Here is a 26,156-nt window from a genome sequence, read left to right as displayed (position 1 = left end):
CCTGACGGTGCTCGAGCTCTGTTCCTGACGGAACATCGCACTTCTCACCTGACGGTGCTCACGCTCCTGCCATTCTGGTAGTCGCACTTCGCGGCTTCGCGTCCTTCGCGTGAGGCTCTATCACCCCCACCGATGCTGAATACTCACGCGAAGCCGCGAAGAACGCGAAGGAAAGTCGATAGTTTGATCTCTGGGTGGACTGCCCAAACATTTTAGCGAAGTACTGAGACAGGGGTGTCCGTCCCGGCGGGGCCGGCCGCCATCAAACTCATTACTTCGTAGGTTCAAGAGGTACAGGCGCGAGTGTTACCGAGCGGCCAAAGGTGATCGACTCAAGATCGATTCTCGTAGGAGTTCGCAGGTTCGAATCCTGCCACTCGCATCTTTTGAGCTGGGTTTGGTTATCTCACAAAACGGGCCCCTATGAGTGTGCGGGTTTCTGTTCCCGGTAGTTCGGCACGGCCTGCATGCTTCAATGTTCTCGTTCGCCAGGTGATCAATCCATGCCGAGGCCTCTGTCTCACCTATAAACCCCTGCGGTCGCCGACCCCTCCGGCATCTGCCGACGGTGGCGGTGAAACGGCGTAATTCAAAGGGTTTTTTAAACAACGGTGAAAAATATTAGAGTATACGGGACTCCGAAAGAGTATATGAAAATTCAAGAAACAATCTGCAAGTATCTTTAAGTGTTGTTTAGCTGAACCTCTGGGGAACTGATGAGAATGGATGAGCGCGAATCGTTTGAGCCGGAAAAATATCGGACTTTAACCGAAAACATTGGTAGGCCTCCTTATAAGGAGGAACTGATGATAATCGATAACATCAATAAAACCTTCCCGAAAGAGGAGTGCTATCTGGCGGTCCAAGAAGGGGCTTTACTTCTGTATTTGAGATCTCTGGACCTTAACTCGTTTAAAGAGGCGATACAGAAGTGGCTTGTCGCGTCAGATCTACTCGAGGTTTACGCTCGAAATAATGAAAAGAATATTTTCGCCGGCATACTGGAACAAATTGAAAATATCGGGAGTTATGGGATAAAAGGCGGAAAAAGGGTATTTGTCGGGTACAACCAGGAGAGAAAGGTAAAGGACCGGGTTGGAAAGATTGCAAAAAGGGGGATGCATTACTATGCCCTGGATCATGGATTTTCCCGAACAGAAAACAAATTACCCGCTGAATACCTCGATAAAATAATCTGCGGAGACAGTGAAGAGGTGCTGAAGAAGCTGCCTCCCAATTGTGTGGATATTGTCTTTACATCACCGCCGTATAATTTCGGACTCGGTTACGAGAATAGTGAGGACGGCATCGACTGGAATGCATACTTCGATAAACTGTTTGCCATATTCCACGAATGTATCCGGGTACTGAAGTACGGGGGGAGAATCATTGTTAACGTCCAGCCTCTCTTTTCGGACTATATTCCGATCCATCATATCATTTCAAACTTCTTCATGGAGAACAATATGATCTGGAAAGGGGAAATTCTCTGGGAAAAGAACAACTACAACTGCAAATATACCGCCTGGGGGAGCTGGAAGAGCCCCAGTAGTCCTTATTTGAAATATACATGGGAATTTTTAGAGATATACTGCAAGGGGGACCTGAAAAAGTCCGGGTCGAAGGAGAATATCGACATCAACGACGAGGAGTTTAAAAAGTGGGTTGTTGCAAGATGGTCGATTGCGCCTGAAAGGAATATGAAGAAGTACGATCATCCGGCCATGTTTCCTGAAGAACTCGTAGAGAGGTCTCTGAAACTTTTCAGCTTCCAGAACGATGTGGTACTGGATCCCTTCAGCGGGGTCGGTACGACTGCGGTTGTTGCAAAGAAGACCGGGCGGAGATACCTCGGTATCGATGTATCCGAGGAGTATTGCAAAAAGTCCGAACTGAGATTGAAAGAAATATTATGATCGGCGATATCTACTCAACTTCATCGCGAGCCTCTGTGTCGCATGCCGTAAACTCTCTTCGGTGAGGGGTTTGAAGAATTCTTTTTTATGTATCGGTTTGTCGACACGTCTGTCGCCCTTAAGTAATGTGATAATGTCTAAATCTATATCAAAATGTGACAGTAACGTGTGTGTTGAGCAACTGCCCAGAACGCTGTCGCCGATCTGGCAGTAATCACCTCCCAGCTGGCTTTCCAGTTGAAGCAATACGAAATCCATATCCGGGAACCGCTGTTTCAACAGCGAGGCATCAACCAGAACTCTCTTTAACATGGCGTTTTCCGTGTAGGTCTTGCACTCAATGCACATTTTCGGCTCACCACGAATCATGACGGTCCAGTCGATATTTGATTCGTAAACGTAGTCATCGATATGTGCCGATATATGGTTGCGGAGACGTTCATCCCGGATGGTTTCAACATAGTTCATCCTGATCGGGATCTTGTATTTGTACCGTTTAACGTCTATTTCACGACTGTCTTGATCTAACGTCGCCCAGGCGAGATATACCAGTTCTTTTGCGATACTTTCAGTGAGTTGTCCTTTTCCGGCTCGAACAATGCCTCCGTATGCTCTATCGTGATTACCTGCCGCCTCCCGGTCTATGCCTCCGACCACTGTGTTATACGCAGAGATTATCTCCTGAAACCTGGATGTCAGATTCACCATATAAAGGGATTAATTGCTTTATACTATAATCATTTCGAAGTGCATGTCGAAAAAGACCCTTCTCTGCGGTCAAACGGCGCTCAAACCAAATTTAAACAGGGATTATCCGGAAACCCGCATCGGTAGAGGGTGAAGAAGCAAAATATTAAATCGAACATTCGACCTAAAATGGTAATAACTCGTATTCGTCTCTTCCTCGATACAGGATTCCCTGTCCGGTCGTGGTAAAAAGTCCGATACCCCGGGATTGTGGTTGATTGATAGACCTTCACGTAACAGACGAGCAAAAGGACTATACTCATCGACAGGTGGCGCAATACAATTTCGGCATGCGGGGGGTTGCAGACGGCACAAAAGATCAGCAATTCACCGGAATTCTTGGAGAGACGGTTTTTGCCGATTACATGGGATTACCGCGGCCCGATGGCCGTAAAGGATTTGACGGCGGGCACGATTTTGTCATCGGGGAGGAAATTTTCGTTGATGTAAAAACCATGGGTAGAACGGTTAGCGTGAAGGAACGCTATGTGCACAATTTCTTTGGATTACAGAAAAATTACAATGTCCACTACTACATTTTTCAGTCTTACAATAAACGGGAGCATATCATTACAATATGTGGCTACGTTTCACACGACGAGCTCCTGAAGCTTGCTTCACTCTACCCGAAAGGATCAATCAGGACGCGGGATGATGGTTCTACACTTTTGACCAAAGCCGACCTCTATGAGATAAAACAGAGTGATTTACATCCGGTATTCGATATCAGTCAATTTTTAGGGAGATAGTGCCGGTTACGCCGGGAAGAGCCATACAACAGCTGATTGCCGTGATCGATGATTCGTCGCTGTTACACTCGAAAACGGATGAGCGCGTATGAGAGGGGGTGTATGCAATCCCGTCGGCTTTGCGGGTGGCAACCCCCGCGGAATCCACGAAGATCCCCGCGGCGGAGGTGGGAAGAATGCATCGCAGTCCGGTTCGACAGGATTAGACCGGTAAGAAACCGCGTATGGAAAGATTATTCCATCGACGCCCGCAACCCTGAATATGGACCGTGAAGGCCACCCCGTAATCACAATACGCTGCCCGGACTGCAATTTCGCGCTTCAGGTTACGGTCGAGCACCTGCAAGAGAACAGACCGATCGTCTGCGGCGGCTGCGGCAGGCTTGTGACCCTTCGCGACGCCGACGGATCGGTTGAAGACCGCCTAAAAGAGTTCAGGGCGGCGGCTGAAGACCTCGACCGCCGCACGAAGCGCTGACCGGTTCGGTCGTAGCGATAAAAATAGCCGGAGGAGGGCTCCTCCCCCGTATCCCGTTATCCCCGGACCCCGGCTGTGTCGGTTGGGACCCTGACTTCAAATCCCAGAGCGCGTTCAAGGGAATTCTTTAGATCGTTGAAGAAGGTGAAGACCGGTTCGAGCAGTTCCTGGGGTTTCGCTCTTTGTTCAACGCTGAGTATCCCTCCCTCATAGATCGTCCTTGTCCCGGAGTCCCAGATCTCAACGGTCACCACACCCTCTCTGATAAACAGGGTATCGCCGACAAGCAGGCTATCTCCTCTATATACAGGAAAGATCCGGGCATTTCTAAGGATCTCCGCTCTGCCCTGAATAGATGTCACCGTTCCTGCTTCAGTTTGTCCGTAATCCACGTAAATTATCCCGCTGCCCGACGGGGTTTCCGTCACCTCGGGAGCCGCCGCCTGTCCGGAGCTGCCGCCTGCCCGTTCGATCAGGATCGCGGTTCCCCCGGTGCCTCCGCCGAGCATCGTCGTATCGCTCCTGTCGACGAGCTGGATGTCTGCAAACGAGCCGCGCTGCAGGGTGATGATATCTTTATGGCGGAGTGTGTCGCCCACGCCGGCAGGCTGAACGCTCGTGCCGCGCGTGATGGTGATGGAATACGCACCGACATCCGAAGCCGGGGTGATCGAGACGATTCGACCGAGAACAGTCTCATCCGTGTAGACCTGCAGTGTGGTATGCGAGCCGGCCTGCGCCGCTGCCGGCGGAACGCAGAGCATGAGGAGCCCGAAGATGAGAAGGAGACGACAACAGTTCGATAGGGATTGCATAATAGTGAATGAAATATCTTGTATAAAAAATATTAGTAAAGAAAACCGCCGGGTGTGAATAATATTGGCGGATTCTGGGATTTAAGGAAAAATAATATCACAAACAGCGGTAAAGAACACGGTACCCGCAATGATCATATAGTCTCGCGAAATCTGCGTGGTGCCGCCCGCGACACCCCTTCGCGAGACGGTTCCCTGCTGCCCGAGAGTGCCGGGCAACCACTCAAAAAAAGAGGATTATCCGATCCGCTGGTTGGTCTTCGGATCCATGTAGAGCGGGTCGCGAGGTTTGGAGGCTTCTCCCGGCTCCGCGGTCGGGAACGGGAACTTCTCGAAGAGCGACGTGAAGATGTAGTCCAGGAGTTTGTCGGCCGCTTTGATCGGGTCTATGAAGACATACCAGTCGATCTCCCGGTCCGAATTGGGGACGCCGACCTTCACCTTCACATAGAGAGTCTCGGCAGCCGCCGTTCCTAACTCCTGCGTCACGTAGGACGCGCCGAAGCCGAAGATCTCCTCCACGTACTTCTGGAGGATGGGGCCTACCGCTACGTCCTCCGTGAGGGTGTTCACGCCCGGAACCGCGAGTTTGCCCTCCGGCATCATGTCCTCGAGCATCTTGGCCGCCGACGAGTTCAGGAGCTTGGAGAGGCTCGAATTCGGGTCGTTGACCTTGCCCTTGAGGAAACTGCCGAACTTGTTCTTGAAGAACTCGAGCGAGATGTCGGAGAACGACGAGATGATCGCGTTATACAGGCTGCGTTTGCCGTTCTCGTCGAGATCGAAAGTGTAGTGGCGCACCAGGTTGAAGACGCAGAGCCCCGCGATCACCTGGGCGAGTTTCTTCGGGTTCGCTGTCGCCAGATCCTCGAAGCACGACTTGGTGTAGTTCTCGATCATCTCGGAGATGTGCACACCGACCTTGATCTCGTCCCAGTTCACCCCGTTACCCATGAAGAGGTCGGCCGACATCTCGCCGATCAGTTCGACCGTAAGCTCCTTCGTCGGGGTGAGGATCGCCTCTCCCGCGGGCCCCGTGTAGATGGTCATGAGGTACGAGAACGCCTGATCGCCGAACCACTTCACGACGGAGAGGAAGGTGATCCAGTCGTCCATGGTGTCGGCGGTCTCCATGAAGTCCGCCGACTCCTGGGTGTAGTAGACGATCGAGTCGTAGACGATCTTCTTGCTCATCAGGCGGAGCTCGGCGGCAGTGAAGTTCTGCACGTTCTCCCGCAGGAACCGGGCGGTGTCCGGATTGATGCCGAACTTCTGGATCCTCTTCTTTAAGTTCGCAAGTTCGGTCTCGCGATCCTTGCGCACCCCGAGTTTGTCGCCGATGAGGCGGATCGGGAGATCGAGTTCATAGGTCTCGTCGCCGTACTCGCAGGTGATCGGGAGTTCCAGGAAGTAGGGGTTCCTCTCGTCCTCGCCGATCTGCTGGGCGGGGGTGAACTTGTAGGCCTTGTTGGTGTTGTCCGGCTTCTTCTCGATGGTGTACTTGAACCTCGATGCGAGGACCTCCGTCCTCTGGTCGGTTCCCTTGAGCTCGCCGAACTCGGGCGCGTACTCCGTCCCGTCCAGGAGTTTCACCACTTCCTTCTCGTTCTCGGTCACCCTGACGGCGAGGTTCACGATGAATCCGGTCGCTGCAACGTCGTCTTCTTCGGTGTCGAGATCGTCGTAGGCCGCGAACTGGGCGTGTCCCTCGTCGTCGTAGACGACGTCGGTGACGCTGATGCCCTCGGGATAGAAGATCACCGTGAACGCTTCTTCGACGATCTCGTCATCCTCGCAGGTGGCGATGACTCTGGCGCCGTATCTCGTCACCGGCGCTCCCTTCTCGGGCAGCGGGCTCGTGTTGACGATCTTTGCAATGTAGTGCGTATCGTCGATCTTCTCTAGCGAGCTCGTGAACGGCGCCTCGTCGAGTTGGGTGATCGTGACCTCCTTGGGCGGTTCTATGAAGTCGACGAGTTCGACCTCGACGTCGTAGGTCAGCCCGTCGCCGTAGAGGACGTTCAGCCGCATGTCCATCGCCGCCCCCTGCTCGGGGAACTTGATCCTCGGCTCGCCGATGATCCGGAAGTGGATGTTGTTCGTGAACGACCCGCCCTTTCCGGTGTAGGCCACCCTGACGATGCCTTCCTCCGCGAGTTCGTTCTCGTCCGCAGATACGAACGCTCCCATGTAACTGCCGGCGAGCGTCTGATCCTCGACCCGGAGCCCGCCGCCGGAGGTTATCGAGAGCGTCGCGGTGAGGTCGTCACGCTCGATCGTCTGGCCTTCCGCGGTGATCTCGATCATCTGGGCGTAGATGGTCTCGGGGCTCTTTCCGCAGACGATATAATCCTCGAAGTCTTTGCGGATCCTCATCCGGTAGGTGCTGGTGCGCTCCGTCTCGCTGCCGCCGTTGCCGCCACCGCCGCCGGCCGCCGCTGCAGCGCCCGCAACCGCGGCTCCCGCGGCACCGATCCCGGTTATAACCGCGAGCGGTATGCCGTAATCGCTCTCACCGGCACCCCCGCCCGGGGTATCGATGGAGAAGCTGCCGCCGCCGTAGCCGCCGAAGACCTCTTCGTAGTTCCCGACGATGAGCGTTCCCTTTGCGTTCGCCGCATCGGCGATGATCGAGTCCATGACCTTGTTCGCATCCTCGTACGCCCTTTTCATCTCGGAGAGTGCTATAGCTACCTGGTTCTCCGAGGGATACGGATCATACGTCAATGACCGGCCGTTGTCATGTTCGAGGCCGACATGACCGCGCAACCTGATGTGGGCGAGCCCCGAGCCCGCCGGGTAGAAGTCCTCACGGATCACGTAGTAGGTGAACGTGTTCTCCAGGTGGTTGTCCATGGAGCCGCCGCCGGCCGCCCAGTTGGAGTCGTCCGTCAACTCGCGCACGCCGACGACGCGGTGTCCGTTTATGGTCGTATCCACGTACTCGATCCTTGCGCTGGAAGTCTCGACCGATTTTTCGAGTTCGGTCTTCAAGTAGCTGGCATACTCGCTCACCGTCTTGTACTTCGTGGTGAGGCCGAACTCGGTGAACATGTAGCGGCCGCAGGTGACTTCTCCCGTACTCGTCCTGATCTCGCCGCCGCCTGCGTCGCCCTGATAGGTGTAACTGTAGACGTCTGTCGGGATCTCGGTCAGGACAAGCCGTTCAGCCTCGGGGTCAATCTTTCCGAGGTTGCCGATGATCAGCAGCGTGTTCTCGGTCGCAAGGAGTTCGTCCGTCCCTTTCTTGTAGACGCCGATCGGCATCTCGACGACGAACCCCTCGTCTTCCATGCTGTGGATGTACTTGCTCGCCAGTTTGTAGTCGTAACTGTTGGTATCGGTGAGCGAGTAGCTTGCAGCCGCGGTTCCGGTAAGGAGGAAGGCTGCAAGGAGCACGAGCAGCAGTCTCGCCGTCGGCCTCATGCCGGGACACCTCCCGCCTGCTTCTGAACCGTAACCATGAGGACGGCACCGGCCGCCAGGAGAAGGAACCCGGCGATGTAACAGGTGTATCCCCCGAAGACGGAGAGGACGACGCCGAGAGCGAACCCTCCGGCCCATCCCGCCATCACCTTCGTGACCAGCCCGGAGTCGGCCCTGCCCTCTTTTGCAAAGACCGCGGCAAATGCCTGCCGCACGCAGCCCGCCCGGTTCGCCAGTGCACGGGCCGCGATGAGGAACGCCACGACCCCCACCATGCAGTTCATGATCGTCGACGTTCCCGCGAGGAAGTTGTAGACGAAGAGGGCCGCGCCGCCGCCGATGAGAAGAGGAGAGATCGATGCGGCGTCCCATTTCTGCCCGGAGAACCTTGCAGCAAGAGAGCGTACGTTCGAGACGATGCTCTCGCCGGATATCCCGCCGACGATGAGCAGCGTCACGAAGTAGGCGATCAGGCCCTTCCCGATGAGCCCGCCGACAAATCCGGGCACGCCGCCGGAGAGCCCGCCCCGCGCGAAGGTCAGGAAGGAGAGGGACTGCACGGGAGCCGGATTGAACCCCAGGGCCGGAAGTACGGTCAGCGCCAGCCAGACCAGAGCCATGGTCCCCGCGGTGATCAGGAGTTTTTTATTCTGCAAACCGCTCTTGAAGCCGTTGATCCTCTGTTGCACGCATCCTTTCACGACCTCGCCCGCGGTATGTTTGACCGGTATGCCCGCTGCATCGTCCGCAGCTGCGGAGAGGGCGAGTTCACCGGAGAGGACGCACTCGCCCGCCTCCGCCGCTGCACGGGCTTCGCCGTCCCGGGCATAGCTGCCGTCGTCTGTACGCGGAGATGCCGCAGATTCCTCGCGCATCTCCTTGATACCCGCTGAAACGCTGGCCGATGCAGAGTCGATCGCCACGGTTGCCTTATCGGCGGCAACCGATGCGGCCTCCTTGCACCTGCCAAAAATTTCGTTCACTTTGTCACTGTCTGCCATTACTGTTCAACACCCCTGGAAATTCGTCCACTTTGATAATATCTGATTAATCTCCTCCAGAATCCATGATATCACGGAATGAACAATTTTTCACCAATGGAAAATATTATATCATTGGTTTTTATCTATATAACATGTCCTAAACGCGCCGCCCCGGGACACGGCCGGACGGGCACGGGGCCGATGAAAACAGGGGATCCTGCCCGAGGACCCGGGCACGTCTGCCCGTTCTGCCGCGGGATGCGTTTCAGAAGATTAATCCGGCCTTCGGGTGTTCTTATTCCTTGAAAGGGATCGTATGGTCGGAGAGGGCGGGAACTATCTTACTGCTGCAGTCCGGCTGATAGCATTGGCAATCGGGATGTATCTTCTCTTTGGGATAGCAATGGAGTTCCTGGAGACTTCACTCGCACTCTTCCTGGTCCTCCTGCTGTACCTGGCCTACTCCGGGTACATCCTGCCGGAGATCGACCGCCGGAGAGGGGCGCCCGGGGCCGCGGAGACGGTGTCCTCCGGAACCTGCCGGTCAGACCGGCTTTCCCGGTTAAAAGCGATCGTACTGTTCCTCACGGTAACGGTCATCCTCTTCCTCATCCTGCACCTCCTGATCATCGTGATGCACGAGTACTCGCACAGCCTCTGCGCGTACTTCCTCGGCTGGAAATCGGATCCGTGGGAGATCGTCTATGGAAGTTTCATAGGGGCGCACTGGGACGAGAACGTCGATTATTCGGCTCTTTTTGCTGCGGGAGAGGGCCCGGCCGCGTCGGTCATCGCGTTTGCCGGGCCCTTTTCAAACATCGTGCTCTTCTTCGCGACCGTCGGGCTCATGTCGGCGACGTGGGTGAAAAAACACCGCCGGGCATACCACTGCACCTTCTGGACGTGCATCATCACGTTCAGTATGGTCTTCGAGTACGTCTTCACCCGCTCGTTCCTGCAGCACGACGACTTCGGCAACATCAACCACGGACTCGGGATCTCACCGTGGCCGATCTTTATCGCCGGAACGCTCCTCGGGATCCTTGGCCTGTACTACATCTTCGTGTATCTGGTTCCGGAATACCACGCAATCGTGACCCCCCATGCGAGAGCGCTGCAGTACGTGACCGTCTCGGCGGTATGCTTCACCATCTTCCTCTTCTATATCGGCCTCCGGATCACCTCTTACCCGGCTGTTCCCGAATGGTGGTGTGGTGTTGTCGGCATCGCGGCACTGTTCATCGTTCCGTTCGCGGCAAGCCCCGCCCGGGGATGGGTGCAGAAACGCATGGAAGGACGCACCGTGCAGGAACTGTCCCCCTCCCGCCCGGAACTATCCGGATCATGACCGGGCGGTTCGGGAGATGAAAATGGGTGTATGTTAACGCCCGTCACCAGATGACGGGCCTCTCCTCGACCTCCCGGTAGAGGGCGTCGCCGGGCCGGATCTCCGGGAAAGCCTCGTAGAACTCCGGGACATTGAACAGGACACCGTTCACCCGGAACTTCTCCGGTGAGTGCGGATCGGCCAGCACCAGGTTCCGGAGCGAGTCCTCCCGGTCGTTCACCCGCCAGAGGCACGGGGCCGCGAGGAAGAACCGCCGGTCCGCTGCCGGGTCGGCCGACCCGTTCTCCGCCTTCTTCCACGCGTGGTAGGCCATGGTCAGACCCCCGAAGTCGGCGATGTTCTCCCCGAGAGTGAGGTTGCCGTTGACGTAAAGGCCGGGGAGCGCCTCGAACGCGTTGTACTCGGCGACGAGCAGGGCCGTCCGGTCGTTGAAGTTCGCGGCGTCCTCCTCAGTCCACCAGTCCTTCAGGTTCCCGTCTTTATCGTACTGTCTTCCCTGGTCGTCGAAGCCGTGCGTCATCTCGTGCCCGATCAACCAGCCGAGGATAGCGTAGTTGAAGGCAGGGTCTCTGTCGGGGTCGAAGATGGGCGGCTGGAGGACGGCCGCGGGGAAGACCATCTCGTTTCTGGTCGGGTCGTAATAGGCGTTCACCGTCTGCGGGGTGATGAACCAGGTGCCCGGGTCGACCGGCCCGCCGACCCTCTCAAGCCCTTCGGGGCCGTGGATGAAGGCGTGCGCTTTTGCTGCGCGGACGTTCTCCACATACGAATCCGAGAGGTTCAGCCCGGAGTAGTCCGTCCACCGGTCGGGATACGCGATCTTCTCCCCCATGGCGGCAAGTTTCTCGCGGGCCGCGGCTTTTGTCGGCTCGCTCATCCAGGTGAGGTCTGCCATTCGCGCATCAAAGGTCTCCCGGATGGCAACGACCATCCCCGACACCATCCCGCGTGTCCGGGGGTCCACGTATCCGGCGACGTATGCCCGGCCGACCAGATCGCCGAGGAACTCGCTCTCCGCCGCCACGACGCGCTGCCACCGGGGCTTCATCTCCGGGACACCATAGAGCGTCGTCTCGTAGAAGGCGAAGTGCTCCTCCTCGAACGACGCCCCAAGATAGGGAGACGCCTGATCGATCAGCCGGTAGCGCAGGTAGACCTTCCAGTCGTCGAGCGGCGCGGTCGCGAGGAGGGAGTCAAGTTCCTCCACGTATCCCGGCTGGTAGACGTGCACCCTGCCGACCGGCCCGGAACCCGGGATGGCGGCGAGGGTCCCCCACCCGACGGCGGGGTACCGTTCTTCGAGTTCGGCGAGAGTATGGATGTTCGCGGTCTTCTGGGGATCGCGATTCTCCTCCCGGCCGAGGTGGGCCGCGGCAAGGGCCGCTTCCATGGCATAGACGGTCTTTGCGTCGGCGGCCGCCTCTTCGGGGGACCTGCCGGCGAGCACCAGCACCCGGGCTATGTGCTCGCGGTAGGCATCCCGGAGCTCAGAGCTTCCCGCATCGTTCCGGAAGTAATAGTCCCGGTCGGGCAGCCCGAGCCCGCCCTGATAAAGGCACGGGATCATCTCGCTGCTGTTCTCGGGGTTGGTCCCGGCCCCGTAGAAGTAGACCGGCGGGAAACCCTGTTCCAGGAGAACGATCGTGGTTTCGGTCAGATCGCCACGGGAATCGATCGCGTCGATCGCCGCGAGGAGATCGGAGAGACCGTCGAGCCCTTCCCGGTCGATCGTCCCGGTATCCATGCCCGACCGGTAGAACGTTCCGAGGAGGGTGGCGTTCCGATCGGCACTCTCCGGCGCGTCGGCCGCATCCTCGAGAAGAGCACGGAGGTCGTTATCCACCCCGTCCCTCATCCCGGTGAATACTGCGTAGTACTGCTTATCTGCCGGGATAGGGTGTTCCGCTATCCATGCATCGTTCACGTAGGCATAGAAGTCGTCGCCCGGATGGACGGACTCGTTGAGGGCGAATCCACTCCCGGGCGACTGCGATACATCGCCGGGAACCGCCGTCCCGGCCGGGTCGGCGCATCCGGCGCAGGCGAGGCATACGATCAGGAGGATGGTCAGAAGAATGTATTTCACAAGGAGATTGTCTCTTTTCCAGGAATAAGAATTTTGATCCGTGGCAACCCTATTTCGGAGGCGATGAAACGAGCAACTCCCGATTCCTCATGCAGCCACCCGTTACCGGTGACGGGCCGGGACGGGACCCGGCCGCATTCCTACCTCCCCCCCGCGCCGCTCTCCGCCCGCTCCGTCAGCCACACGTAAAACTTCCGGTGCCAGAACGGCACGTCGAGCGGCCGGGAAAGGGATTGCCAGGCCGTCCACATGACCCGCTCGGAGACGCTCTGCCACTCGCCCGCCCGTTTGGCCATGTCGTCCGCCGGCTGCCCGATCGCGTGCAGGATCTCGTGCCAGATACGGAGGACGACCGCCTCGTCGTCCCTATCCTCGCGCGTAACCCGGACGCTCGCCCGCATGTGCATCCCGCCCCCGAGGGCCCGGGCGGGGATTGCATCGTCGAAGACGTAGACGGTTCCTTCCGGAACCGGGAACGGGAACTCCTTCCACATCGGGTCCTTCTGGTCGAAGAAGCGGACCTCCGGGGTGCCCGTCCGGACGGTGAACTGAAAGTACGGCGGAATGAGCCCCAGATGGGGCTCAAGCCTCCGCCGCAGTTCTTCGGTCTTGAAGAAGAGGTCGAAGTGAGGCATCGGGTGCGGATAGGTGCGCGTGCTGATAAATCATGGGGTCTCTCCGGGGGCGGCCCCCCGAGTAGCCGGGTATCGTCCGCCTTGCGGAGATCCTCGCCGGGCGGTTACCTGCGGTTGCCGCCCTGCAACGGCCCCTGGGAGAGCGCCTCCTGCCGCTCGTCGATCCAGGCCCGGGTCCAGACCCGGAGATCACCGATGCTCGCGGACCCCTGCCGGTCGCGCATCGCCCGCAGGTGATCCTCAAGTTCGTCGGCCATGGAAAATATCAACTCCTCGGACGCCTCTTCCGGCAACGGCCCTTCCGCATGCAGGCGGGCAGCGCCCAGGTCAAGAAAGTGCTGCAACTCGCCTGTTGCCTCGAGGATCGTGGTGAGATCCAGTTTGACAGTAGGCCCCATGAAGAGGGGATTGACTCACCCGGTAATAACTTCATCCATTTCACTCAGGCCCCGGATGAAGCATCTTTGGGGTGATAAACGGATAAAAGGTGTTTATTCGGGCAGGGGGGCCGCCTCCCCGGAGGCCGGGCTACCCCGCGGTCGGGGTGTGCAAATCATTTTAAGGACTCCCGGCACTCACTGCACGCCCTCTCGTAAGAGGCAACGGAGGCGAAGAAGATGCAGGAGAGATCGGATGTAATTCTGGAACGCAGGACGCGGACGGCCGGCGAAGAGTGGTTCATGTCGGCCGACGACATCCTGGACAAAAACGTGATCAACCCGCAGGGAGACGATCTGGGGGAGATCTCGGATATGCGGATCGGCTTCCCCGAGGGCAAGGTAACGTACCTGGTGCTCAGGTACGGCGGCGTGCTCGGCATGGCGGCAAAGAGGTTCGCGATCCCGCCCGAAGCCGTGATCTACCGCCCCGGCGACGACAACTTCGTCGTGAACATCGACAAGCGGCGGCTGGACGACGAACCGGGCTTCGAAGAAGACCTCTGGCCCCGGGAAGCGGACTACGGCCTGATCCAGTCGGCCGGAACCATAACTCCGCCGACCCGGGAGGAGGCAGAAGCCATGAAGCGGGAGGAGACCCCGCCGCCCGAGGTCGTGACGACTGAGCGCATCGAGACGCGGCCCCGGCGGAGGTAACCCCGGACCCCGGGTTCGGGGAACGGTCACTCTTTTTCCGGCAGGCGCACGGGGTCGACCGCAAGGAAGATTACCCGGAACCGACGAACGGGCCGCATCGTGCCTGCCATGCCAGCACCTGCAGACGGTCCGGCACCGCCGCAAAAGCGGATCTGCGTCGAGCCCGGTAGCCGGGAAGGAACCCCGAACCTCCTGCAGGTCGCCCTCATCGCCATAATCGCGATCGCCTTTACGGTCGCCTACCTGGGCCTCTACGGGTTGCTTGACAACGTCGTCTGGTCCCAGAACGGCTTCGTGCAGGCCAACCCCTGGGCGGTTCCGGCGGGGGTGCTTCTCTTCTCGCTGCTCGTCGGCCTCTGCCGCAGGTACCTGCACGCACCCGACGTGATCCATGGCGGGTTCGCCGAATCGCTCAAAGGGGGTGGTGAGAGACCCGATTACCGGACGTTTCCCGGCGCCCTCCTCTCGTCGCTCTTCTCGCTTCTCTCCGGGGCAAGCATCGGGCCGGAAGGAACCATCACCGTTCTCATCGGCTACGTCTCCTCGTACGTCCGCGACCGGCTCGGACTCGGATCTGCGGGGGCCGCGCTCGGGTTCGATGTTGCGGCTCTGGCATCGGCGTTCAACGGGATCGTCGGCAACGTGCTCTTTACCGGGGTGTTCGCCACCGAGTTCCAGGTCGGCGGGAACAGGAACGCCTTCCGGTTCCTCACCTGGAACCTGCTCGCCGGCACCGTCGGCTACCTCTTCTACCTGCTCCTCGGCCTCCCCTCCTTTGCGCGGAGCATCCCGTTCGAGCCGATCGGCGGGCTGCATCCCGGCTACATCCTCTGTGCGATCGCCCTCGGCATCCTCGGATCGCTGCTCGCGGTCTTTGCGGGAGTCGCCATGCAGGCCGCCGGGACGGTCATGGACAGGGTGTTTGGTGACGCGCCCGTCGCCCGCGTCCTCGCCGCCGGGGCGGTCATCGCGTGCGCCGGCTACTTCGTCCCGGAGGTGCTCTTCTCCGGGGAGGCCCAGTTGCACGGGATCATCGCCGACCCGGCCCGGCTCGGGGTCGGGATGCTGCTCGGCGCAGCGGTCTTGAAGATCCTCCTGCTCGCGCTCTCGTTCAAGAGCGGGTACATCGGCGGCCCGCTCTTTCCCATCATCTTCTCGTCGACGCTGATCGGGCTTGCCCTGAACCTCGCATTTCCTGGCATCCCGGTCGGCATCTTCGTCCTCTGCATCGAGGCCGCGGCCCTCACCCTCGCCCTCGGGGCGCCCCTGACCTCCATCCTCCTGGTCGCGGTCGTGGGGACGGCCGACCCGCACATGGTCGTGCTCCTCGTGATCTCCGCCGTCACCGCCATGGTCATCTCGGCCGCCGTGAAGGAGCGGCCGGCGTAACGGGCGGCCCGCCCTGCACCAGGTATTTATACCCGGAGCCCGTTGACGCCGGATGCCCCATCCGGCATGCCGGGCGGGAGACGGAATGGGTGGTTTGCCATGCAGTTCATGAGTATCTTCACCTGGGAGCCCGGGAGAACCGGCGAGGTCATGGAGATGCGGGCCGTGGAGAAGGCCCCTGACGGGATGATCGTGATCAACGAGTGGATCGATCTCACCAGCAACACGGTCTTTCGGCTGGTCGAGGTGGAGGATTCCGTAGCACTCCTGAAAGCCGGGTATCCCTGGGGCGATCTCGGCTACACCGAGACGCACCCGGTCATGGAGGCGAAGGAGGCGCTGAAGCATCTGGGGAGGTAGGGGCCTTCACGCCCCTCCCCGCAGGTGCCCCGGCCTGACCGGAACCATGTAGGGCGCCGAAAGATCCCGTTTCACCACCGCCTCGATGCCGTAGACCGCCCTGAGCATCTCCTCGGTGAGCACCTCTTCCGGAGCCCCGTAGCCGTAGACCGCCCCGGCCTTCATCACCATGAGGCGGTGGCAGTAGGTGGCGGCGAGGTTCAGGTCGTGGAGCGCGATGACGACCGCGAGCCCCTTCTCCCCGGCAAGGCCGCGGAGGACTTCCATGACCCCCATCTGGTGGCAGACGTCCAGGTTGCTCGTTGGTTCGTCGAGGAGGATCACCCCGGTCTCCTGCACGAGCGCCCGGGCGATCATCACCCGCTGGCGCTCCCCGCCGGAGAGTTCGGCGACGTTGCGGAGCGCGAGATCCCCGAGATCGAGGAGGTCGAGCGCCGCAATCACCTTCTCCTCGTCGGTCCTGTTCACCGTCCAGTTCAGGTAGGGCCGCCTCCCCATCAGGACGGTCTCGAAGACCGTCGCTCCAGTCCGGTTCCCGGCCGACTGCGGCACGTAGGCCATCGCCCGCGCGACCTCGCGGCGGTGCATCGTGCGGATCTCCCGCTTATCAAGCATCACCGTTCCCCCGTCGGGGGAGAGCATCCCGTCGACGCACCTGATAAGCGTCGTCTTACCGCACCCGTTCGGCCCCACGAGCCCGAGGACTTCACCTGCGTCGACCGAGAAGGTGACCCCGTGAAGCACCCGGCGGTCGCGGTAGGCAAACGAGAGGCTGTTTACCGAGATCAGCGCCATCAGGCATCCCTCCGGTGCAGGAAGAGGTAGATGAAGAACGGCACCCCGAGGAACGCGGTCACGATCCCGACGGGAAGGATCTGCGGTGCAAGGACACTCCGTGCGATGCTGTCGGCCGATAGAAGGAGAAGGGCCCCCACGAGGCCGGACGCGGGGAGGAGGGTGCGGAAGTCCCCGCCGATGGCCATCCGGGTGATGTGCGGGGCGACGAGCCCGATGAAGCCGATCGTTCCGGTGAAGCAGATGATCACCGCGGTGATCAGGGAGGCGATCATCATCAGGACCGCCATCGACCGTTCGACGGGCACCCCGAGACTGGCCGCCATCTCGTCTCCTTCCGCGAGGGCGTTCAAATCCCAGGCGCGATAGACGAGGTAGGGTATGGTGCAGGCAAGGACGAGGGCGACGATTCCGAGTTTCGGCCAGGTGGATTTGTCCACCGACCCGAACATCCAGAAGACCACCGCCTGGAGCTGTTCGGCGCTGCCGACGTATTGCAAAAGCGACGTCACCGCCGAGAAGAGGTACATGAGGGCGATGCCGGCAAGCACCATCGTCTCGGAACCGATGCCACGGTAACGGGCCATCCCGTAGATGGCGAGCGCCGCAAGCAGGGAGAAGAGGAAGGCGTTGCCGATGACGAGGTACTCCCCGCCGACGGCCCCGGCGCCGAGGACGATGGCGATCGAGGCGCCGGTGGCTGCCGCCGAGGCGATCCCGAGGGTGAAGGGGCTTGCGAGCGGGTTTCTGAGGATGCCCTGCATGACACAGCCCGCCACCGCGAGCCCGAACCCGGACGAGACCGCGAAGAGCACCCGGTGGAGCCGGAAGTCCCAGACGATGGTCGTCGCGAGGTCGGGGGCGCTGAAGAAGCCGGGGAAGAGGCCGGCCAGGATCGCGAGGTAGGACTCGCCCACGGTAAGGCCGGCCGACCCGAGCGTGACCGCGACGCCGGTGAGGATGACGAGGGCCGAAAGAAGACCGCCGATGAAGAGGGCGCGGGTCTTCTTCAGCCGGGTATACCCTTCGATGACGACGTGCTGTTCCATGGCGGCACCGGTCACGGGTAGGCGAACGTCCCCTGGGATGCGAGATCGAAGTCGATCCCCTGGAACTCGGTGAGGTAACGCTGGTGGACGGCGTGCGGGTCGAGGTCGGCGAACCGGTCGGGGTAGAACCACTTCGCGAGGTAAGCCGTCCCGATGAAGTGCTGGGCGCCGCCGAGGATGTCGGAGTGGATGACGTGGACGCGGTCGTCCTTCACCGCAGAGATCCTCGACCACCCGGGCCGCTCAAAGAGCGCCGACCGGATCGCAGCGAGCGCCGCGGGGTCATGCCCCGCGTATCCGCCGATGGCCAGGCCCTGCCCGGCCAGCTTCACGACGACCTGCGGGTCCGCGACGATGATCGCCTCGGGGTCGACGACGGGGTACTCGGTGGTCCCGACGGCGAAGGGGTTCTTCCCGCCGGCGAGTTCGGTCTTCTCGTTGTAGCCCGCACTGGCGGCAACGGTCGTGTAGTCGAACCAGTACTCGAAGTAGACCCGGGTCTTCTCATCGTCCGGGATGCCCGCCGTGCCGTCCCGGATCCGGTCCATCGTCGAGCCGTAGAAAGAGGCGAACTCCTCCCCCCGTTCGGTCTCATCGATGATCGAGGCGATCGTGCGGATCTCGCCCGCGTAGGTGGCGGGTTTGAAGCAGTCGAACCGCAGCACCCGGATCCCGGGGCTGCTCGCCTCGAGCCTCTTCTGGATGTCGTCGCAGGCCGCGGTGCTGATCGTCGCGTAGAGGATGACCGTGTCCGGCCGCACAGAGAGGACTTTCTCCATGTCGGGAGACCAGATCGACCCGACGTTCACCTTCTCCCGGCACTCGGGGAAGAAGATGCTCTTCTCGTGGCTGTACTTGTCGACAGCGATGATTTTGTCCATATCGAACCCGAGCGACCGCAGGGTCTCGAGGGACTCGCCGCTGAAGGTCACTACCCGGCGCAGGGGGCGGTAGAGCGTCACCGTTCTCCCCGTGGAGTCGACGACCTCGCGGGGTTTCCCGTCCCAGCGGGCGTAGACCCAGGCGGCGTCGCGGATGCCGTCGCGGTCGAGTTCGCCGGCGCCGTTCATGTAAGCAGCGTCGAGATAGGCGAGGGCCGCCGAGGCGTACTCGGCACGGGTGAGCGTCCCGTCTGCGTCGGCGTCCCCGGGGATGCCCTCTGCCGCCGATGCCGGAACGGCGAGGACCAGGAGGAGAGCGAGGAGGTACCACCGGTTCATCGCCGACCACCCCATCCGGCGATGAGGAGGGCGGCAGCCGCAGCGACGACCGCAAACTGCGGGGCTGCCTCCTGTGCGGCGGGTTTCTCCCCGCCGCTCTCCGCCGCCGTCTCGATGCCGTCCACCGCGACGTGCGACGCGGCTACCTCCCCGTCCGTCTCGCCGAGGAAGTCCTCCCACGTCCCGGCGATATCCCCGCTCCCGGAGGCGGGGGCCGTGACGGAGTAGGTTATCGCGGTATCGTCCATCACGGTAAATCCGATCTTCTGCCCCCGGACGAGGACACGGTCGTCCGGGTGGTCGGTCCCCGCGAAGGCGTAGCCGGCCGGCAGCGTCTCGACCACCCCGCCGAGGGCGATGCCGTCGATCGAGAGCGAGACCTCGAAGACCTCCCCCGCCCCGGGCTCGGCGGTCGAGAGCGTCCGGGTGACCGGGGCGCCGCAGACCGCGGCCGGGACGAAGAGAAACAGGAGGACAAGGCAGAAAAGACGGTTTGCCGGGAGACCTATCATGGGTTTTCTTTTGTCGATCAGGTAATATGAATGTTTCTTAATGTGCTAACAAGTCTGAAAACTGGATGATCAGGAGTATATCGGGATGCTGTACTGCCGACTCCGGCCGCCCGCAGAACACCCCGCTACAGTATCCCCTGCTGTCCTATCGCAACGAGCAGCATCGCCGACGCCGCCGAGAGCGAGAAGATCGTCACCGCCCAGACGACCACGAACCCGATGATCGCGAGCGGACTCGTCTCCCGGTAGGGGAGGAGGCCCTCGTTCATCCGCCGGGCCGTGGCCCAGGCATCGTAAACGCCCCAGGCCCAGATCGCCACGCCCGGAACGATCATGACAAAGAGGCCGAGGAGGCTTCCGAGCAGCACCAGGACGCCCCGTACGAACTGCCCGTTGTAGGCCTGCCCGAGGCCGTTGAAGAGGAGCGAGAGTCCTGCCGCTATCGCCGGGTTCTTCCTCTTCTCCCGGCGGGATACCTCCGCCGCCGCTATAGCGTCCGCAAGCGAGACCCGTTCCGCCGCATCGCCGTCCATGATTGTCAGGTACGCCCGGGGGGACTATCAGTCTTTCCCGGGCTCCCGCCGACTGGCCTCCCACCTGCTATATACGGAAAGGCGTATACACGGTGACGCCGGGATCTGCGGGTCCGGCTTCTGGTGACGGTATGGAACAGGCTGCAGGAAAGACCGGACAGGAGAGGAAGGCGGCTCTGCGGGATCTCGTCTGCCGGATCCTCTCCGACGGCCTGATGATCTTCCTCGGCCTGGTGATGGCCCCAATCGTCATCATACCCATCGTGGTCCCGACCCTCCCCCAACCGGTCGTCGAGTTCCTCGATATGGCCGATACGACGATCATCGCCATCTTTGTCCTTGAGTACGTCCTCAAACTGGCCCTTGCGGAGGATCCGGTGAGCCACTTCCTGGACCGCTGGCATCTCCTCGATCTCGTCATCATCACGCTCCCGGTCCTCGAGGTGGTGCCGGTTGCCGGTTCGACCCTCGCGAGGTCCTCGCCCACGCTCCGGCTCCTCCGGGTGGTCCGGGTGGCGGCGGCCGGCGGGAGGTCCGTGGAGCGGCGGATCGAGCCGGAGGCTGTCGCCCGCGGCGCTGCGGAACCGGCGTTCTCGACGATGCGGATCCGGGGGAGAGTGGGGGATTCCGGAGACGGCGAGTTCACCCCCGCCGAAGTGAAGGGATACCTTGACGAAACCCCGGTCGAGGCCTGGTTCGACCTCTCCGGTGTGTCGCGTCCGGACTTCCCGGTGCTCTCCGGGCTCCTCGGTCTGCCCGCCGCCTTCTTCGAGAGCCGGCTGATGCGGCCGTCGCACCCCGGAATAACGTTTGCCGACACCACCCGGCTCATCTTCGTGCAGGAACCCGAGCGGACGCTCCGGGTCAAAGGCGGGGTGCGGGTCCCGATCGTGACAACCGTCGGGCTCATCATCGTACACCGGAAAAAGGCGATCGTCACCATCTCGAAGGCAGAAGACCGCTTCTTCGAACCGATCCGGGCGGGCCTCGAAGGGAGCGCCCTCGCCGGCGTGCCCCTGGACACCCGGGTCCTCTACGGCTCCCTTGATGGGATCAACGAGAATTACGCCCGGATCCTCGCGGAGCTGGAGGCGGAACTGATGCGGCTCGAGGAGACGCCCAACAACGAGATGCCGAGGGACTTCCTCGACACCGTCTTCCAGCTCAAGCGGGTGAGCAGCATTCTGGCTTCGAGCCTCTTCCACCAGAGGGAGGTGGCGACAGTCATCGCGGCGGATCTCCCCGCTACAGTATCGCGGGCTGGAGAGAAGAGCATCTTCGACGCGCTCGCGAACGAGACGGACTACCTGCACGAGAGCGCCGGGAACATCCGGGAAGGGCTCCTCTCCCTGATCGACGTCCACATCAACACCGTCTCCTACGAAATGAACCGGGCGATGCGGGTGATCGCCGTCCTCTCGGCACTCGTGCTGATCCCGACCCTGATCGGGCAGGTACTCGGGACGAACATCCTCGGCACCCCTTTCAGCCTCCACATCTGGCAGGTGACCGCCTGGACGATCATCTCGATGCTCGTAGTCGGCTGGATCTTCTACAAACTCGGGTGGCTCAGGTGAGGGGGTTATGCAGGTGGAAGAGGTCCGGTCGCCGGCACCGTGTGTTCCACGGCAGCGTTACCGCGTAAACTCCTTCTCGATCCGCACGCGCCGCCCGAGTTTCGCCTCGTACCACTCCTGCTGCTTCAAGGCCTGCTTCCAGCTCCTGATGCGGTGGCGGACCCGCGTCCCCGTCGCCGTATCGATCAGTACCAGCCTCGGCATCCCGATCTCCTCATCGATGCATGGAGCTCGACTTCAGGAGTTACGAACGTTTCCTTTCGGGATCGGCCTCCCCGTCCGGCCCGTTACGGCCCCGCCGCACGCAGCGGCCTGAAGAACTCCCGGATCTCCCGGGCCATCAGTTCCGGGACCTCCATCGGCGCAAAGTGGCCGCCGCGCTCGAGCACCGTCCAGCGGCGGATGTCTTTCAGGTTGCGCTCCGCAAACTCCCGCGGGGGAACCGGGTCGATATCCTTCGGGGGTAACGCGAGTCCTACCGGAACGTCGATGCGCTGGTCCGGCGCAAGTGAACCCGAGACCCACTCCTCGCGGTAGCTGACGGCCCGAACCGAAGGTCCGGCCGTCCAGTAGAGCATGATGTTGGTCAGCAGTTCGTCTTTCGTGTAGATCGTCTCCAGGTCCCCGTCGCAGTCGCTCCAGGTGTGGAACTTCTCGATGATCCAGGCGGCGTAGCCGACGGGCGAATCGTTCAACCCGTAGGCGATGGTCTGCGGCTTCGTGCCCTGGAGCATCGCATACGCTCCTTCCTCAAAACCCTGCTCCTGCGATCTCGCGAGGTACTCCCGTTCCGCATCCGAGAGATCCGGGAAGTTCGCCATCATGATGGGGAAGCCGATGTCGGTGAGGTGGAGGCCGGCGATCGATTCGGGATGGCGTGCGCCGAGGATCTGCGAGATCGGGCTTCCGCCGTCCCCGCCGCCGGCGCCGAAACGCCCGTACCCGAGTTCTTCCGTCATCAGCCGATAAGATATCTCCGCCATCTTTGCAAGCGGCTGTCCTTTGTCCGAGCGCGACATCCCCGGGTCGCCGATCAGCGAGGGGACGACGACGTCGAACGAGTCGGCGGGATCGCCGCCGTGCGCCGCCGGATCGGTGAGCATCGGGATCAGTTTGAGGTAACGGCAGATCGAGTCCGGCCAGCCGTGGAAGAGGACGAGCGGCATCGGATCCGGCCCCTTCCCGCGCTCGTGGATGAAGCGGAGCTCCGTCCCGTCGATCTCGGCGGTGTAGTGGCGGAACCGGTTCAACTCCGCTTCGCGGGCCCGCCAGTCGTATTCGTGCAGCCAGTAGTCGGCTAATTCCCGCAGATAGCCCGGGTTCGTACCGTAGTCCCAGCCCGCACCCTCGACCTCGTCGGGGAGACGTGTGCGTGCAAGGCGGCGGTGCAGGTCGTCGAGCGTTGCGTCGGGGACGTTGAGGGTGTAAGGCCGCACCGTCATCTCGACACCTCCACGGCCGTTCGGAGTTCCGCTCGGAGCGGGCGGAAGAACTCCCGTATGTCCCGAACGAAGAGGTCCGGCTCCTCCATCGCGGCGAAGTGGCCGCCCCGCGGCATCTCGGTCCACCGCTCTACGTTCAGTCTTCGTTCGGCCCATTCCCGGGGAGGCGGGATGAAGTCTTTGGGGAAGACCGCCATCCCCACCGGGACGTCGATCCGCTCTTCCAGGAAGGAGAGCGGCAGGGCGTGCATGTTCTCGTAGTAGAGGCGGACCGACGACCCGATCGTCTCCGTCGCCCAGTAGATCATGATGTTCGTGAGGAGTTCGTCCTTGCTGAAACGCCGCTCGAGATCCCCGCCGCAGTCGCTCCAGGAGCGGAACTTCTCGACGATCCACGCGGCAAGTCCGGCGGGCGAGTCGTTTAACCCGTAGGCGAGGGTCTGCGGCTTCGTCGACTGCACCATGTTGTAGGCGCCCTCCTGCATCCACAACTGCTGGATCGCGTCGAGATACCGCCTCTCGTTCTCCGAGAGGTCGGGGATGTCGGCACCGGGAGAGAAGAATCCCGTATCGGTGAGGTGCAGGCCCACGACCGTCCCGGGATGCCCGAGCGCCAGGAGCCGGGAGACCCCGCTCCCGATGTCGCCGCCTCCTGCGGCGAACCGCTCATAGCCGAGTACGTCGGTCATCAGCCGCGCCCAGAGGTCGGCGATCCGCGCCGACGTCATGCCCCGTTCATGCGGGCGGTCGGAGAACCCGTAGCCGGGCATCGAGGGGACGATGACGTCGAACGAGTCGTCGGGATCGCCGCCGTGCGCCGCCGGGTCGGTGAGCAGGGGGATGATCTTCTGGTAACGGTAGAAGGAGTCCGGCCAGCCGTGCGTGAGGATGATCGGGAGCGGGTCGGCCCCCTTCCCGCGCTCGTGGATGAAGTGGATGCCCGTGCCGTCGATCTCGGCACGGTAATGGGGATACCTGTTCAGTTCCGCCTCCTGCCTTCGCCAGTCGAACCGATTCAGCCAGTAGTCGACCAATTCCTCCATGTAACCGAGGTTCGTGCCGTAGTCCCAGCCCGTGCCCTCGACCTCGTCCGGGAAGCGGGTCTCCGAGAGCCGCTCCCGGAGGTCGTCCATGACGTGCCCGGGGATATCGACGGTAAAAGCGTGGATCTCCATGCCGGGGATTACTGGAAACAGAAGTAATAGTTCTTTCGTGCAGCCGTTCTCTGTGGCCCCTATGGAAGAACCGGGCAGAAAGCCCATAATCTTATTCGTGGACGGCTGAAGCCTTCTTCAGCGTGAAGACGAATGCCGCCCCTCTCTCCGGGTGCCCGGGCACCCGGTCCTCGACCCAGACCCGTCCCCCGTAGCGTTCGATAAGCACCTGCACGAGGTAGAGCCCGAGCCCTTCGCCGACCCCCCGCTTCTGCTGCTCGTAGCGGTGGAAGATCTCCTCCTTCTGGTCGTCCGGGACGCCGGGGCCGGTATCCTCGACCGAGATCCGGACGAACTCCCCCGCATCTTCCGTCCGGATGGTGACTGCGACATCGGGACCGCCGTGCTTCACGGCGTTGCCGATCAGGTTCCCGACCACTTCCGGGAGGAGGTCGTCAACCCGGACCGGGGGCGCTGAACCCGTATACCGGATGATCCCCTCGGGATAGTGGCCGATCTCCTCCCTGATGGCCGCATCGAGATCCACCGGCTTCAGTTCCGGCGTTCCGGCGTGAATCCGGCGGATCTTCGAGACCGTTCCGAGAATCTCGATGCTCTTATCGATGCTGCGCTTGAGTTTCTCCACGTATGTCCGCCCCTCCCCGGAGAGCGTGCCGAGGAGCAGGTCGGCATAGAGGTTCGCGACATTCTCGGTGTTCCCGATATCGTGGGTCAGGATGTCGAGATACAGGTTCGCCTCGTTCTGCGCCTCTTTGAGGTTCCGGCTCTGCCGGATGAGGTCTTCGGTGAGCGTCTGCAGATCCCTGTTGGCGGCCACAAGCCGGGCATTGGACTGGGCCAGCTCGGCGGTCCGGGCCTTGACCCGGTCGTCGAGTTCGTCGTAGGCATTACGCATCGCCTCTTCGGCCTGCTTGCGCTCGGTCAGATCCAGGGCAACCAGGGAGAAGACCTGTACTCCATCCAACGATAGCGGTTTTAAGGAGAGATACACCGGCACCCGGCGGCCGTCCTGCGCCTGCAGCGTGCTCTCGGCCGCGGTGCCGGACGGATTCGCCTTCATTCTCCTCCGGAACTCCGCCGTTTCGGGGGAAACGATGAAGGTATGGATCGACTCGCCCATCACCTTCCCGAGCGGCATATGGAGCAGCCGGGCGAAACTCGCGTTGCTGTAGAGGATGGTGCCGTCGGCGGAAACGAGTGCCGCTCCTTCCCGCATCTGCTCGATGAGGACGCGGTAGGGATGTTCGGCGGTATTTAAGGTGTAGATCTTCTCCCCATCGGTCGTGGAGACGACGAAGGCGTCGACCTCCCCCTGGCGGATCGCCGACAGCGTCTCTTCCGCTTCCGAAAACCCCCCGTAGAGTTCTTCCAGTACGCGGAGGAGTTCTTTCTCCCGCGGCACCCGGGGAGTGCTCGTATCGGACTGCTGATCCTGACCCTGCATCGTGGTGCACCCGGTGAGTGAACCGATCACTCCTTCTGCTGAATGCCAAGCCCGACCAGAACGCGCTCTTTATCCGACATATCCCCTATCAGCTTCCGGAGAGGCAGAGGCAGCTGCTTGATGAGCGTGGGAGTCGCGACGACCTGGGCTTCCTGTGCCCGTTCGGGCTGCTGGTAGATATCGATCACCTCGAGGTCGTAGCGCCCCGCGAGATGCTCTTCGCTGATCTCCTTGATGTTCTCGATTGCCTTCTGCGAACGGGGCGTCATTCCCGTGACGTAGAGCCGCAGAACATAACGGGCGTCCGTCTCCTCCAGCGCCAGCTCGAACGCATCCGTGGCTGAATACTGATCCTTTGCATTCTCGTTCTTTCCGTTCGCCAT

The 26,156-nt window shown here is 61.2% G+C and carries 25 protein-coding genes and 1 tRNA gene; 9 read left to right on the top strand and 17 right to left on the bottom strand.

The window, feature by feature from the left end:
- The first annotated feature begins 299 nt into the window (after positions 1 to 299).
- Both SZ63_RS04975 and SZ63_RS04970 read left to right on the top strand, forming a co-directional pair.
- Positions 300 to 382 (top strand) — tRNA-Leu (locus tag SZ63_RS04975).
- A gap of 340 nt (positions 383 to 722) precedes the next feature.
- Positions 723 to 1,916 carry a DNA-methyltransferase gene (locus SZ63_RS04970; RefSeq protein WP_082122654.1) on the top strand — a complete coding sequence of 398 codons (1,194 nt, stop codon included), beginning with the start codon at positions 723 to 725 and terminating at the stop codon, positions 1,914 to 1,916.
- Here SZ63_RS04970 and SZ63_RS04965 read toward each other — a convergent pair.
- Positions 1,911 to 2,624 carry a hypothetical protein gene (locus SZ63_RS04965; protein ID WP_048182082.1) on the bottom strand — a complete coding sequence of 238 codons (714 nt, stop codon included), beginning with the start codon at positions 2,622 to 2,624 and terminating at the stop codon, positions 1,911 to 1,913. The genes SZ63_RS04970 and SZ63_RS04965 overlap by 6 nt on opposite strands.
- Positions 2,625 to 2,881: 257 nt before the next feature.
- On the opposite strand from SZ63_RS04965, the gene SZ63_RS04960 reads away from it, so the two are divergent.
- Both SZ63_RS04960 and SZ63_RS04955 read left to right on the top strand, forming a co-directional pair.
- Positions 2,882 to 3,412, top strand: a complete 531-nt coding sequence (locus SZ63_RS04960; protein ID WP_048182079.1) for a hypothetical protein — start codon at positions 2,882 to 2,884, stop codon at positions 3,410 to 3,412.
- Positions 3,413 to 3,674: 262 nt separating this feature from the next.
- Complete coding sequence (locus tag SZ63_RS04955) at positions 3,675 to 3,890, top strand: hypothetical protein (protein WP_048182076.1); 216 nt, start codon at positions 3,675 to 3,677, stop codon at positions 3,888 to 3,890.
- A gap of 56 nt (positions 3,891 to 3,946) precedes the next feature.
- On the opposite strand, the gene SZ63_RS04950 is transcribed toward SZ63_RS04955, so the two are convergent.
- From SZ63_RS04950 to SZ63_RS04940, 3 genes are all read right to left on the bottom strand, one after another.
- On the bottom strand, positions 3,947 to 4,705 hold the full coding sequence (locus SZ63_RS04950) for a hypothetical protein (RefSeq protein WP_011844944.1): 759 nt from the start codon (positions 4,703 to 4,705) through the stop codon (positions 3,947 to 3,949).
- A gap of 237 nt (positions 4,706 to 4,942) precedes the next feature.
- The gene (locus SZ63_RS04945) at positions 4,943 to 8,131 is read right to left on the bottom strand and encodes a hypothetical protein (RefSeq protein WP_048182074.1); all 3,189 of its coding nucleotides are present in this window, start codon (positions 8,129 to 8,131) and stop codon (positions 4,943 to 4,945) included.
- Positions 8,128 to 9,132, bottom strand: coding sequence for a hypothetical protein (locus SZ63_RS04940; protein WP_048182072.1), 1,005 nt, complete (start codon positions 9,130 to 9,132; stop codon positions 8,128 to 8,130). The genes SZ63_RS04945 and SZ63_RS04940 overlap by 4 nt, the downstream gene beginning before the upstream one ends.
- Before the next feature lie 298 nt (positions 9,133 to 9,430).
- Here SZ63_RS04940 and SZ63_RS12390 point away from each other — a divergent pair, with 298 nt between their 5' ends.
- Complete coding sequence (locus SZ63_RS12390; RefSeq protein ID WP_156168369.1) at positions 9,431 to 10,462, top strand: hypothetical protein; 1,032 nt, start codon at positions 9,431 to 9,433, stop codon at positions 10,460 to 10,462.
- Positions 10,463 to 10,505: 43 nt separating this feature from the next.
- Here SZ63_RS12390 and SZ63_RS04930 read toward each other — a convergent pair whose 3' ends face one another.
- From SZ63_RS04930 to SZ63_RS04920, 3 genes are all read right to left on the bottom strand, one after another.
- Complete coding sequence (locus tag SZ63_RS04930; RefSeq protein WP_048182068.1) at positions 10,506 to 12,548, bottom strand: M13 family metallopeptidase; 2,043 nt, start codon at positions 12,546 to 12,548, stop codon at positions 10,506 to 10,508.
- A 140-nt stretch (positions 12,549 to 12,688) separates the two neighbouring features.
- Entirely contained in the window at positions 12,689 to 13,183 is a 495-nt protein-coding gene (locus SZ63_RS04925) for a hypothetical protein (RefSeq protein WP_048182065.1), read from the bottom strand.
- 104 nt (positions 13,184 to 13,287) lie between these two features.
- Entirely contained in the window at positions 13,288 to 13,581 is a 294-nt protein-coding gene (locus SZ63_RS04920) for a hypothetical protein (RefSeq protein ID WP_048182062.1), read from the bottom strand.
- Positions 13,582 to 13,800: 219 nt separating this feature from the next.
- Between SZ63_RS04920 and SZ63_RS04915 the strand changes: the two genes are divergently transcribed.
- The 3 genes from SZ63_RS04915 (at position 13,801) to SZ63_RS04905 (ending at position 16,026) form a co-directional block, all read left to right on the top strand.
- Entirely contained in the window at positions 13,801 to 14,277 is a 477-nt protein-coding gene (locus SZ63_RS04915) for a PRC-barrel domain-containing protein (RefSeq protein ID WP_048182059.1), read from the top strand.
- 108 nt (positions 14,278 to 14,385) lie between these two features.
- Positions 14,386 to 15,666 carry a chloride channel protein gene (locus tag SZ63_RS04910; protein WP_048182053.1) on the top strand — a complete coding sequence of 427 codons (1,281 nt, stop codon included), beginning with the start codon at positions 14,386 to 14,388 and terminating at the stop codon, positions 15,664 to 15,666.
- A 99-nt stretch (positions 15,667 to 15,765) separates the two neighbouring features.
- Positions 15,766 to 16,026, top strand: coding sequence for a DUF3303 domain-containing protein (locus SZ63_RS04905; protein ID WP_048114531.1), 261 nt, complete (start codon positions 15,766 to 15,768; stop codon positions 16,024 to 16,026).
- 6 nt (positions 16,027 to 16,032) lie between these two features.
- Here SZ63_RS04905 and SZ63_RS04900 read toward each other — a convergent pair whose 3' ends face one another.
- The 5 genes from SZ63_RS04900 to SZ63_RS12385 form a co-directional block, all read right to left on the bottom strand.
- Positions 16,033 to 16,821: an ABC transporter ATP-binding protein gene (locus SZ63_RS04900; protein ID WP_048114532.1), complete on the bottom strand. Its 789-nt coding sequence runs from the start codon at positions 16,819 to 16,821 to the stop codon at positions 16,033 to 16,035.
- Complete coding sequence (locus tag SZ63_RS04895) at positions 16,821 to 17,870, bottom strand: FecCD family ABC transporter permease (protein WP_048182051.1); 1,050 nt, start codon at positions 17,868 to 17,870, stop codon at positions 16,821 to 16,823. Before SZ63_RS04895 ends, SZ63_RS04900 begins: the two co-directional genes overlap by 1 nt.
- Before the next feature lie 11 nt (positions 17,871 to 17,881).
- Positions 17,882 to 19,090 carry an ABC transporter substrate-binding protein gene (locus SZ63_RS04890; protein WP_048182046.1) on the bottom strand — a complete coding sequence of 403 codons (1,209 nt, stop codon included), beginning with the start codon at positions 19,088 to 19,090 and terminating at the stop codon, positions 17,882 to 17,884.
- Positions 19,087 to 19,602: a hypothetical protein gene (locus SZ63_RS04885; RefSeq protein ID WP_048182041.1), complete on the bottom strand. Its 516-nt coding sequence runs from the start codon at positions 19,600 to 19,602 to the stop codon at positions 19,087 to 19,089. The genes SZ63_RS04890 and SZ63_RS04885 overlap by 4 nt, the downstream gene beginning before the upstream one ends.
- A gap of 125 nt (positions 19,603 to 19,727) precedes the next feature.
- Positions 19,728 to 20,135, bottom strand: coding sequence for a hypothetical protein (locus SZ63_RS12385; RefSeq protein WP_052959061.1), 408 nt, complete (start codon positions 20,133 to 20,135; stop codon positions 19,728 to 19,730).
- A 131-nt stretch (positions 20,136 to 20,266) separates the two neighbouring features.
- Here SZ63_RS12385 and SZ63_RS04875 point away from each other — a divergent pair, with 131 nt between their 5' ends.
- Positions 20,267 to 21,712 (top strand): CorA family divalent cation transporter, encoded by a 1,446-nt coding sequence (locus SZ63_RS04875; RefSeq protein ID WP_048182037.1) that lies wholly within the window; start codon positions 20,267 to 20,269, stop codon positions 21,710 to 21,712.
- 57 nt (positions 21,713 to 21,769) lie between these two features.
- Here the strand turns inward: SZ63_RS04875 and SZ63_RS12895 are convergent, their stop codons facing one another.
- The 5 genes from SZ63_RS12895 to SZ63_RS04855 all read right to left on the bottom strand — a co-directional run bounded on the left by SZ63_RS12895 (position 21,770) and on the right by SZ63_RS04855 (position 26,156).
- Positions 21,770 to 21,916: a hypothetical protein gene (locus tag SZ63_RS12895; RefSeq protein ID WP_156168367.1), complete on the bottom strand. Its 147-nt coding sequence runs from the start codon at positions 21,914 to 21,916 to the stop codon at positions 21,770 to 21,772.
- 83 nt (positions 21,917 to 21,999) lie between these two features.
- Positions 22,000 to 23,154 (bottom strand): epoxide hydrolase family protein, encoded by a 1,155-nt coding sequence (locus tag SZ63_RS04870; protein WP_048182033.1) that lies wholly within the window; start codon positions 23,152 to 23,154, stop codon positions 22,000 to 22,002.
- Entirely contained in the window at positions 23,151 to 24,329 is a 1,179-nt protein-coding gene (locus SZ63_RS04865) for an epoxide hydrolase family protein (RefSeq protein ID WP_048182029.1), read from the bottom strand. The genes SZ63_RS04870 and SZ63_RS04865 overlap by 4 nt, the downstream gene beginning before the upstream one ends.
- Positions 24,330 to 24,420: 91 nt before the next feature.
- Positions 24,421 to 25,773, bottom strand: a complete 1,353-nt coding sequence (locus tag SZ63_RS12380) for a sensor histidine kinase (protein WP_156168365.1) — start codon at positions 25,771 to 25,773, stop codon at positions 24,421 to 24,423.
- Positions 25,774 to 25,799: 26 nt separating this feature from the next.
- Positions 25,800 to 26,156 carry a circadian clock KaiB family protein gene (locus tag SZ63_RS04855; RefSeq protein ID WP_048182024.1) on the bottom strand — a complete coding sequence of 119 codons (357 nt, stop codon included), beginning with the start codon at positions 26,154 to 26,156 and terminating at the stop codon, positions 25,800 to 25,802.

The sequence above is a fragment of the Methanoculleus sediminis genome, from assembly GCF_001017125.1.
GTDB lineage: Archaea > Halobacteriota > Methanomicrobia > Methanomicrobiales > Methanoculleaceae > Methanoculleus > Methanoculleus sediminis.
The sequence above is the reverse complement of the archived record's forward strand: the minus strand, read 5'-3'. Positions and strand labels throughout refer to the sequence as shown.

Excerpts from the sequence above, each read along its gene's own strand:
- SZ63_RS04970 (WP_082122654.1), top strand. The coding sequence starts at position 723 with ATGGATGAGCGCGAATCGTTTGAGCCGGAAAAATATCGGACTTTAACC.
- SZ63_RS04965 (WP_048182082.1), bottom strand. The coding sequence starts at position 2,624 with ATGGTGAATCTGACATCCAGGTTTCAGGAGATAATCTCTGCGTATAAC.
- SZ63_RS04955 (WP_048182076.1), top strand. The coding sequence starts at position 3,675 with ATGGACCGTGAAGGCCACCCCGTAATCACAATACGCTGCCCGGACTGC.
- SZ63_RS04950 (WP_011844944.1), bottom strand. The coding sequence starts at position 4,705 with ATGCAATCCCTATCGAACTGTTGTCGTCTCCTTCTCATCTTCGGGCTC.
- SZ63_RS04945 (WP_048182074.1), bottom strand. The coding sequence starts at position 8,131 with ATGAGGCCGACGGCGAGACTGCTGCTCGTGCTCCTTGCAGCCTTCCTC.
- SZ63_RS04940 (WP_048182072.1), bottom strand. The coding sequence starts at position 9,132 with ATGGCAGACAGTGACAAAGTGAACGAAATTTTTGGCAGGTGCAAGGAG.
- SZ63_RS12390 (WP_156168369.1), top strand. The coding sequence starts at position 9,431 with ATGGTCGGAGAGGGCGGGAACTATCTTACTGCTGCAGTCCGGCTGATA.
- SZ63_RS04925 (WP_048182065.1), bottom strand. The coding sequence starts at position 13,183 with ATGCCTCACTTCGACCTCTTCTTCAAGACCGAAGAACTGCGGCGGAGG.
- SZ63_RS04920 (WP_048182062.1), bottom strand. The coding sequence starts at position 13,581 with ATGGGGCCTACTGTCAAACTGGATCTCACCACGATCCTCGAGGCAACA.
- SZ63_RS04915 (WP_048182059.1), top strand. The coding sequence starts at position 13,801 with ATGCAGGAGAGATCGGATGTAATTCTGGAACGCAGGACGCGGACGGCC.
- SZ63_RS04910 (WP_048182053.1), top strand. The coding sequence starts at position 14,386 with ATGCCAGCACCTGCAGACGGTCCGGCACCGCCGCAAAAGCGGATCTGC.
- SZ63_RS04905 (WP_048114531.1), top strand. The coding sequence starts at position 15,766 with ATGCAGTTCATGAGTATCTTCACCTGGGAGCCCGGGAGAACCGGCGAG.
- SZ63_RS04900 (WP_048114532.1), bottom strand. The coding sequence starts at position 16,821 with ATGGCGCTGATCTCGGTAAACAGCCTCTCGTTTGCCTACCGCGACCGC.
- SZ63_RS04895 (WP_048182051.1), bottom strand. The coding sequence starts at position 17,870 with ATGGAACAGCACGTCGTCATCGAAGGGTATACCCGGCTGAAGAAGACC.
- SZ63_RS04890 (WP_048182046.1), bottom strand. The coding sequence starts at position 19,090 with ATGAACCGGTGGTACCTCCTCGCTCTCCTCCTGGTCCTCGCCGTTCCG.
- SZ63_RS04885 (WP_048182041.1), bottom strand. The coding sequence starts at position 19,602 with ATGATAGGTCTCCCGGCAAACCGTCTTTTCTGCCTTGTCCTCCTGTTT.
- SZ63_RS12385 (WP_052959061.1), bottom strand. The coding sequence starts at position 20,135 with ATGGACGGCGATGCGGCGGAACGGGTCTCGCTTGCGGACGCTATAGCG.
- SZ63_RS04875 (WP_048182037.1), top strand. The coding sequence starts at position 20,267 with ATGGAACAGGCTGCAGGAAAGACCGGACAGGAGAGGAAGGCGGCTCTG.
- SZ63_RS12895 (WP_156168367.1), bottom strand. The coding sequence starts at position 21,916 with ATGCCGAGGCTGGTACTGATCGATACGGCGACGGGGACGCGGGTCCGC.
- SZ63_RS04870 (WP_048182033.1), bottom strand. The coding sequence starts at position 23,154 with ATGACGGTGCGGCCTTACACCCTCAACGTCCCCGACGCAACGCTCGAC.
- SZ63_RS04865 (WP_048182029.1), bottom strand. The coding sequence starts at position 24,329 with ATGGAGATCCACGCTTTTACCGTCGATATCCCCGGGCACGTCATGGAC.
- SZ63_RS12380 (WP_156168365.1), bottom strand. The coding sequence starts at position 25,773 with ATGCAGGGTCAGGATCAGCAGTCCGATACGAGCACTCCCCGGGTGCCG.
- SZ63_RS04855 (WP_048182024.1), bottom strand. The coding sequence starts at position 26,156 with ATGGCGAACGGAAAGAACGAGAATGCAAAGGATCAGTATTCAGCCACG.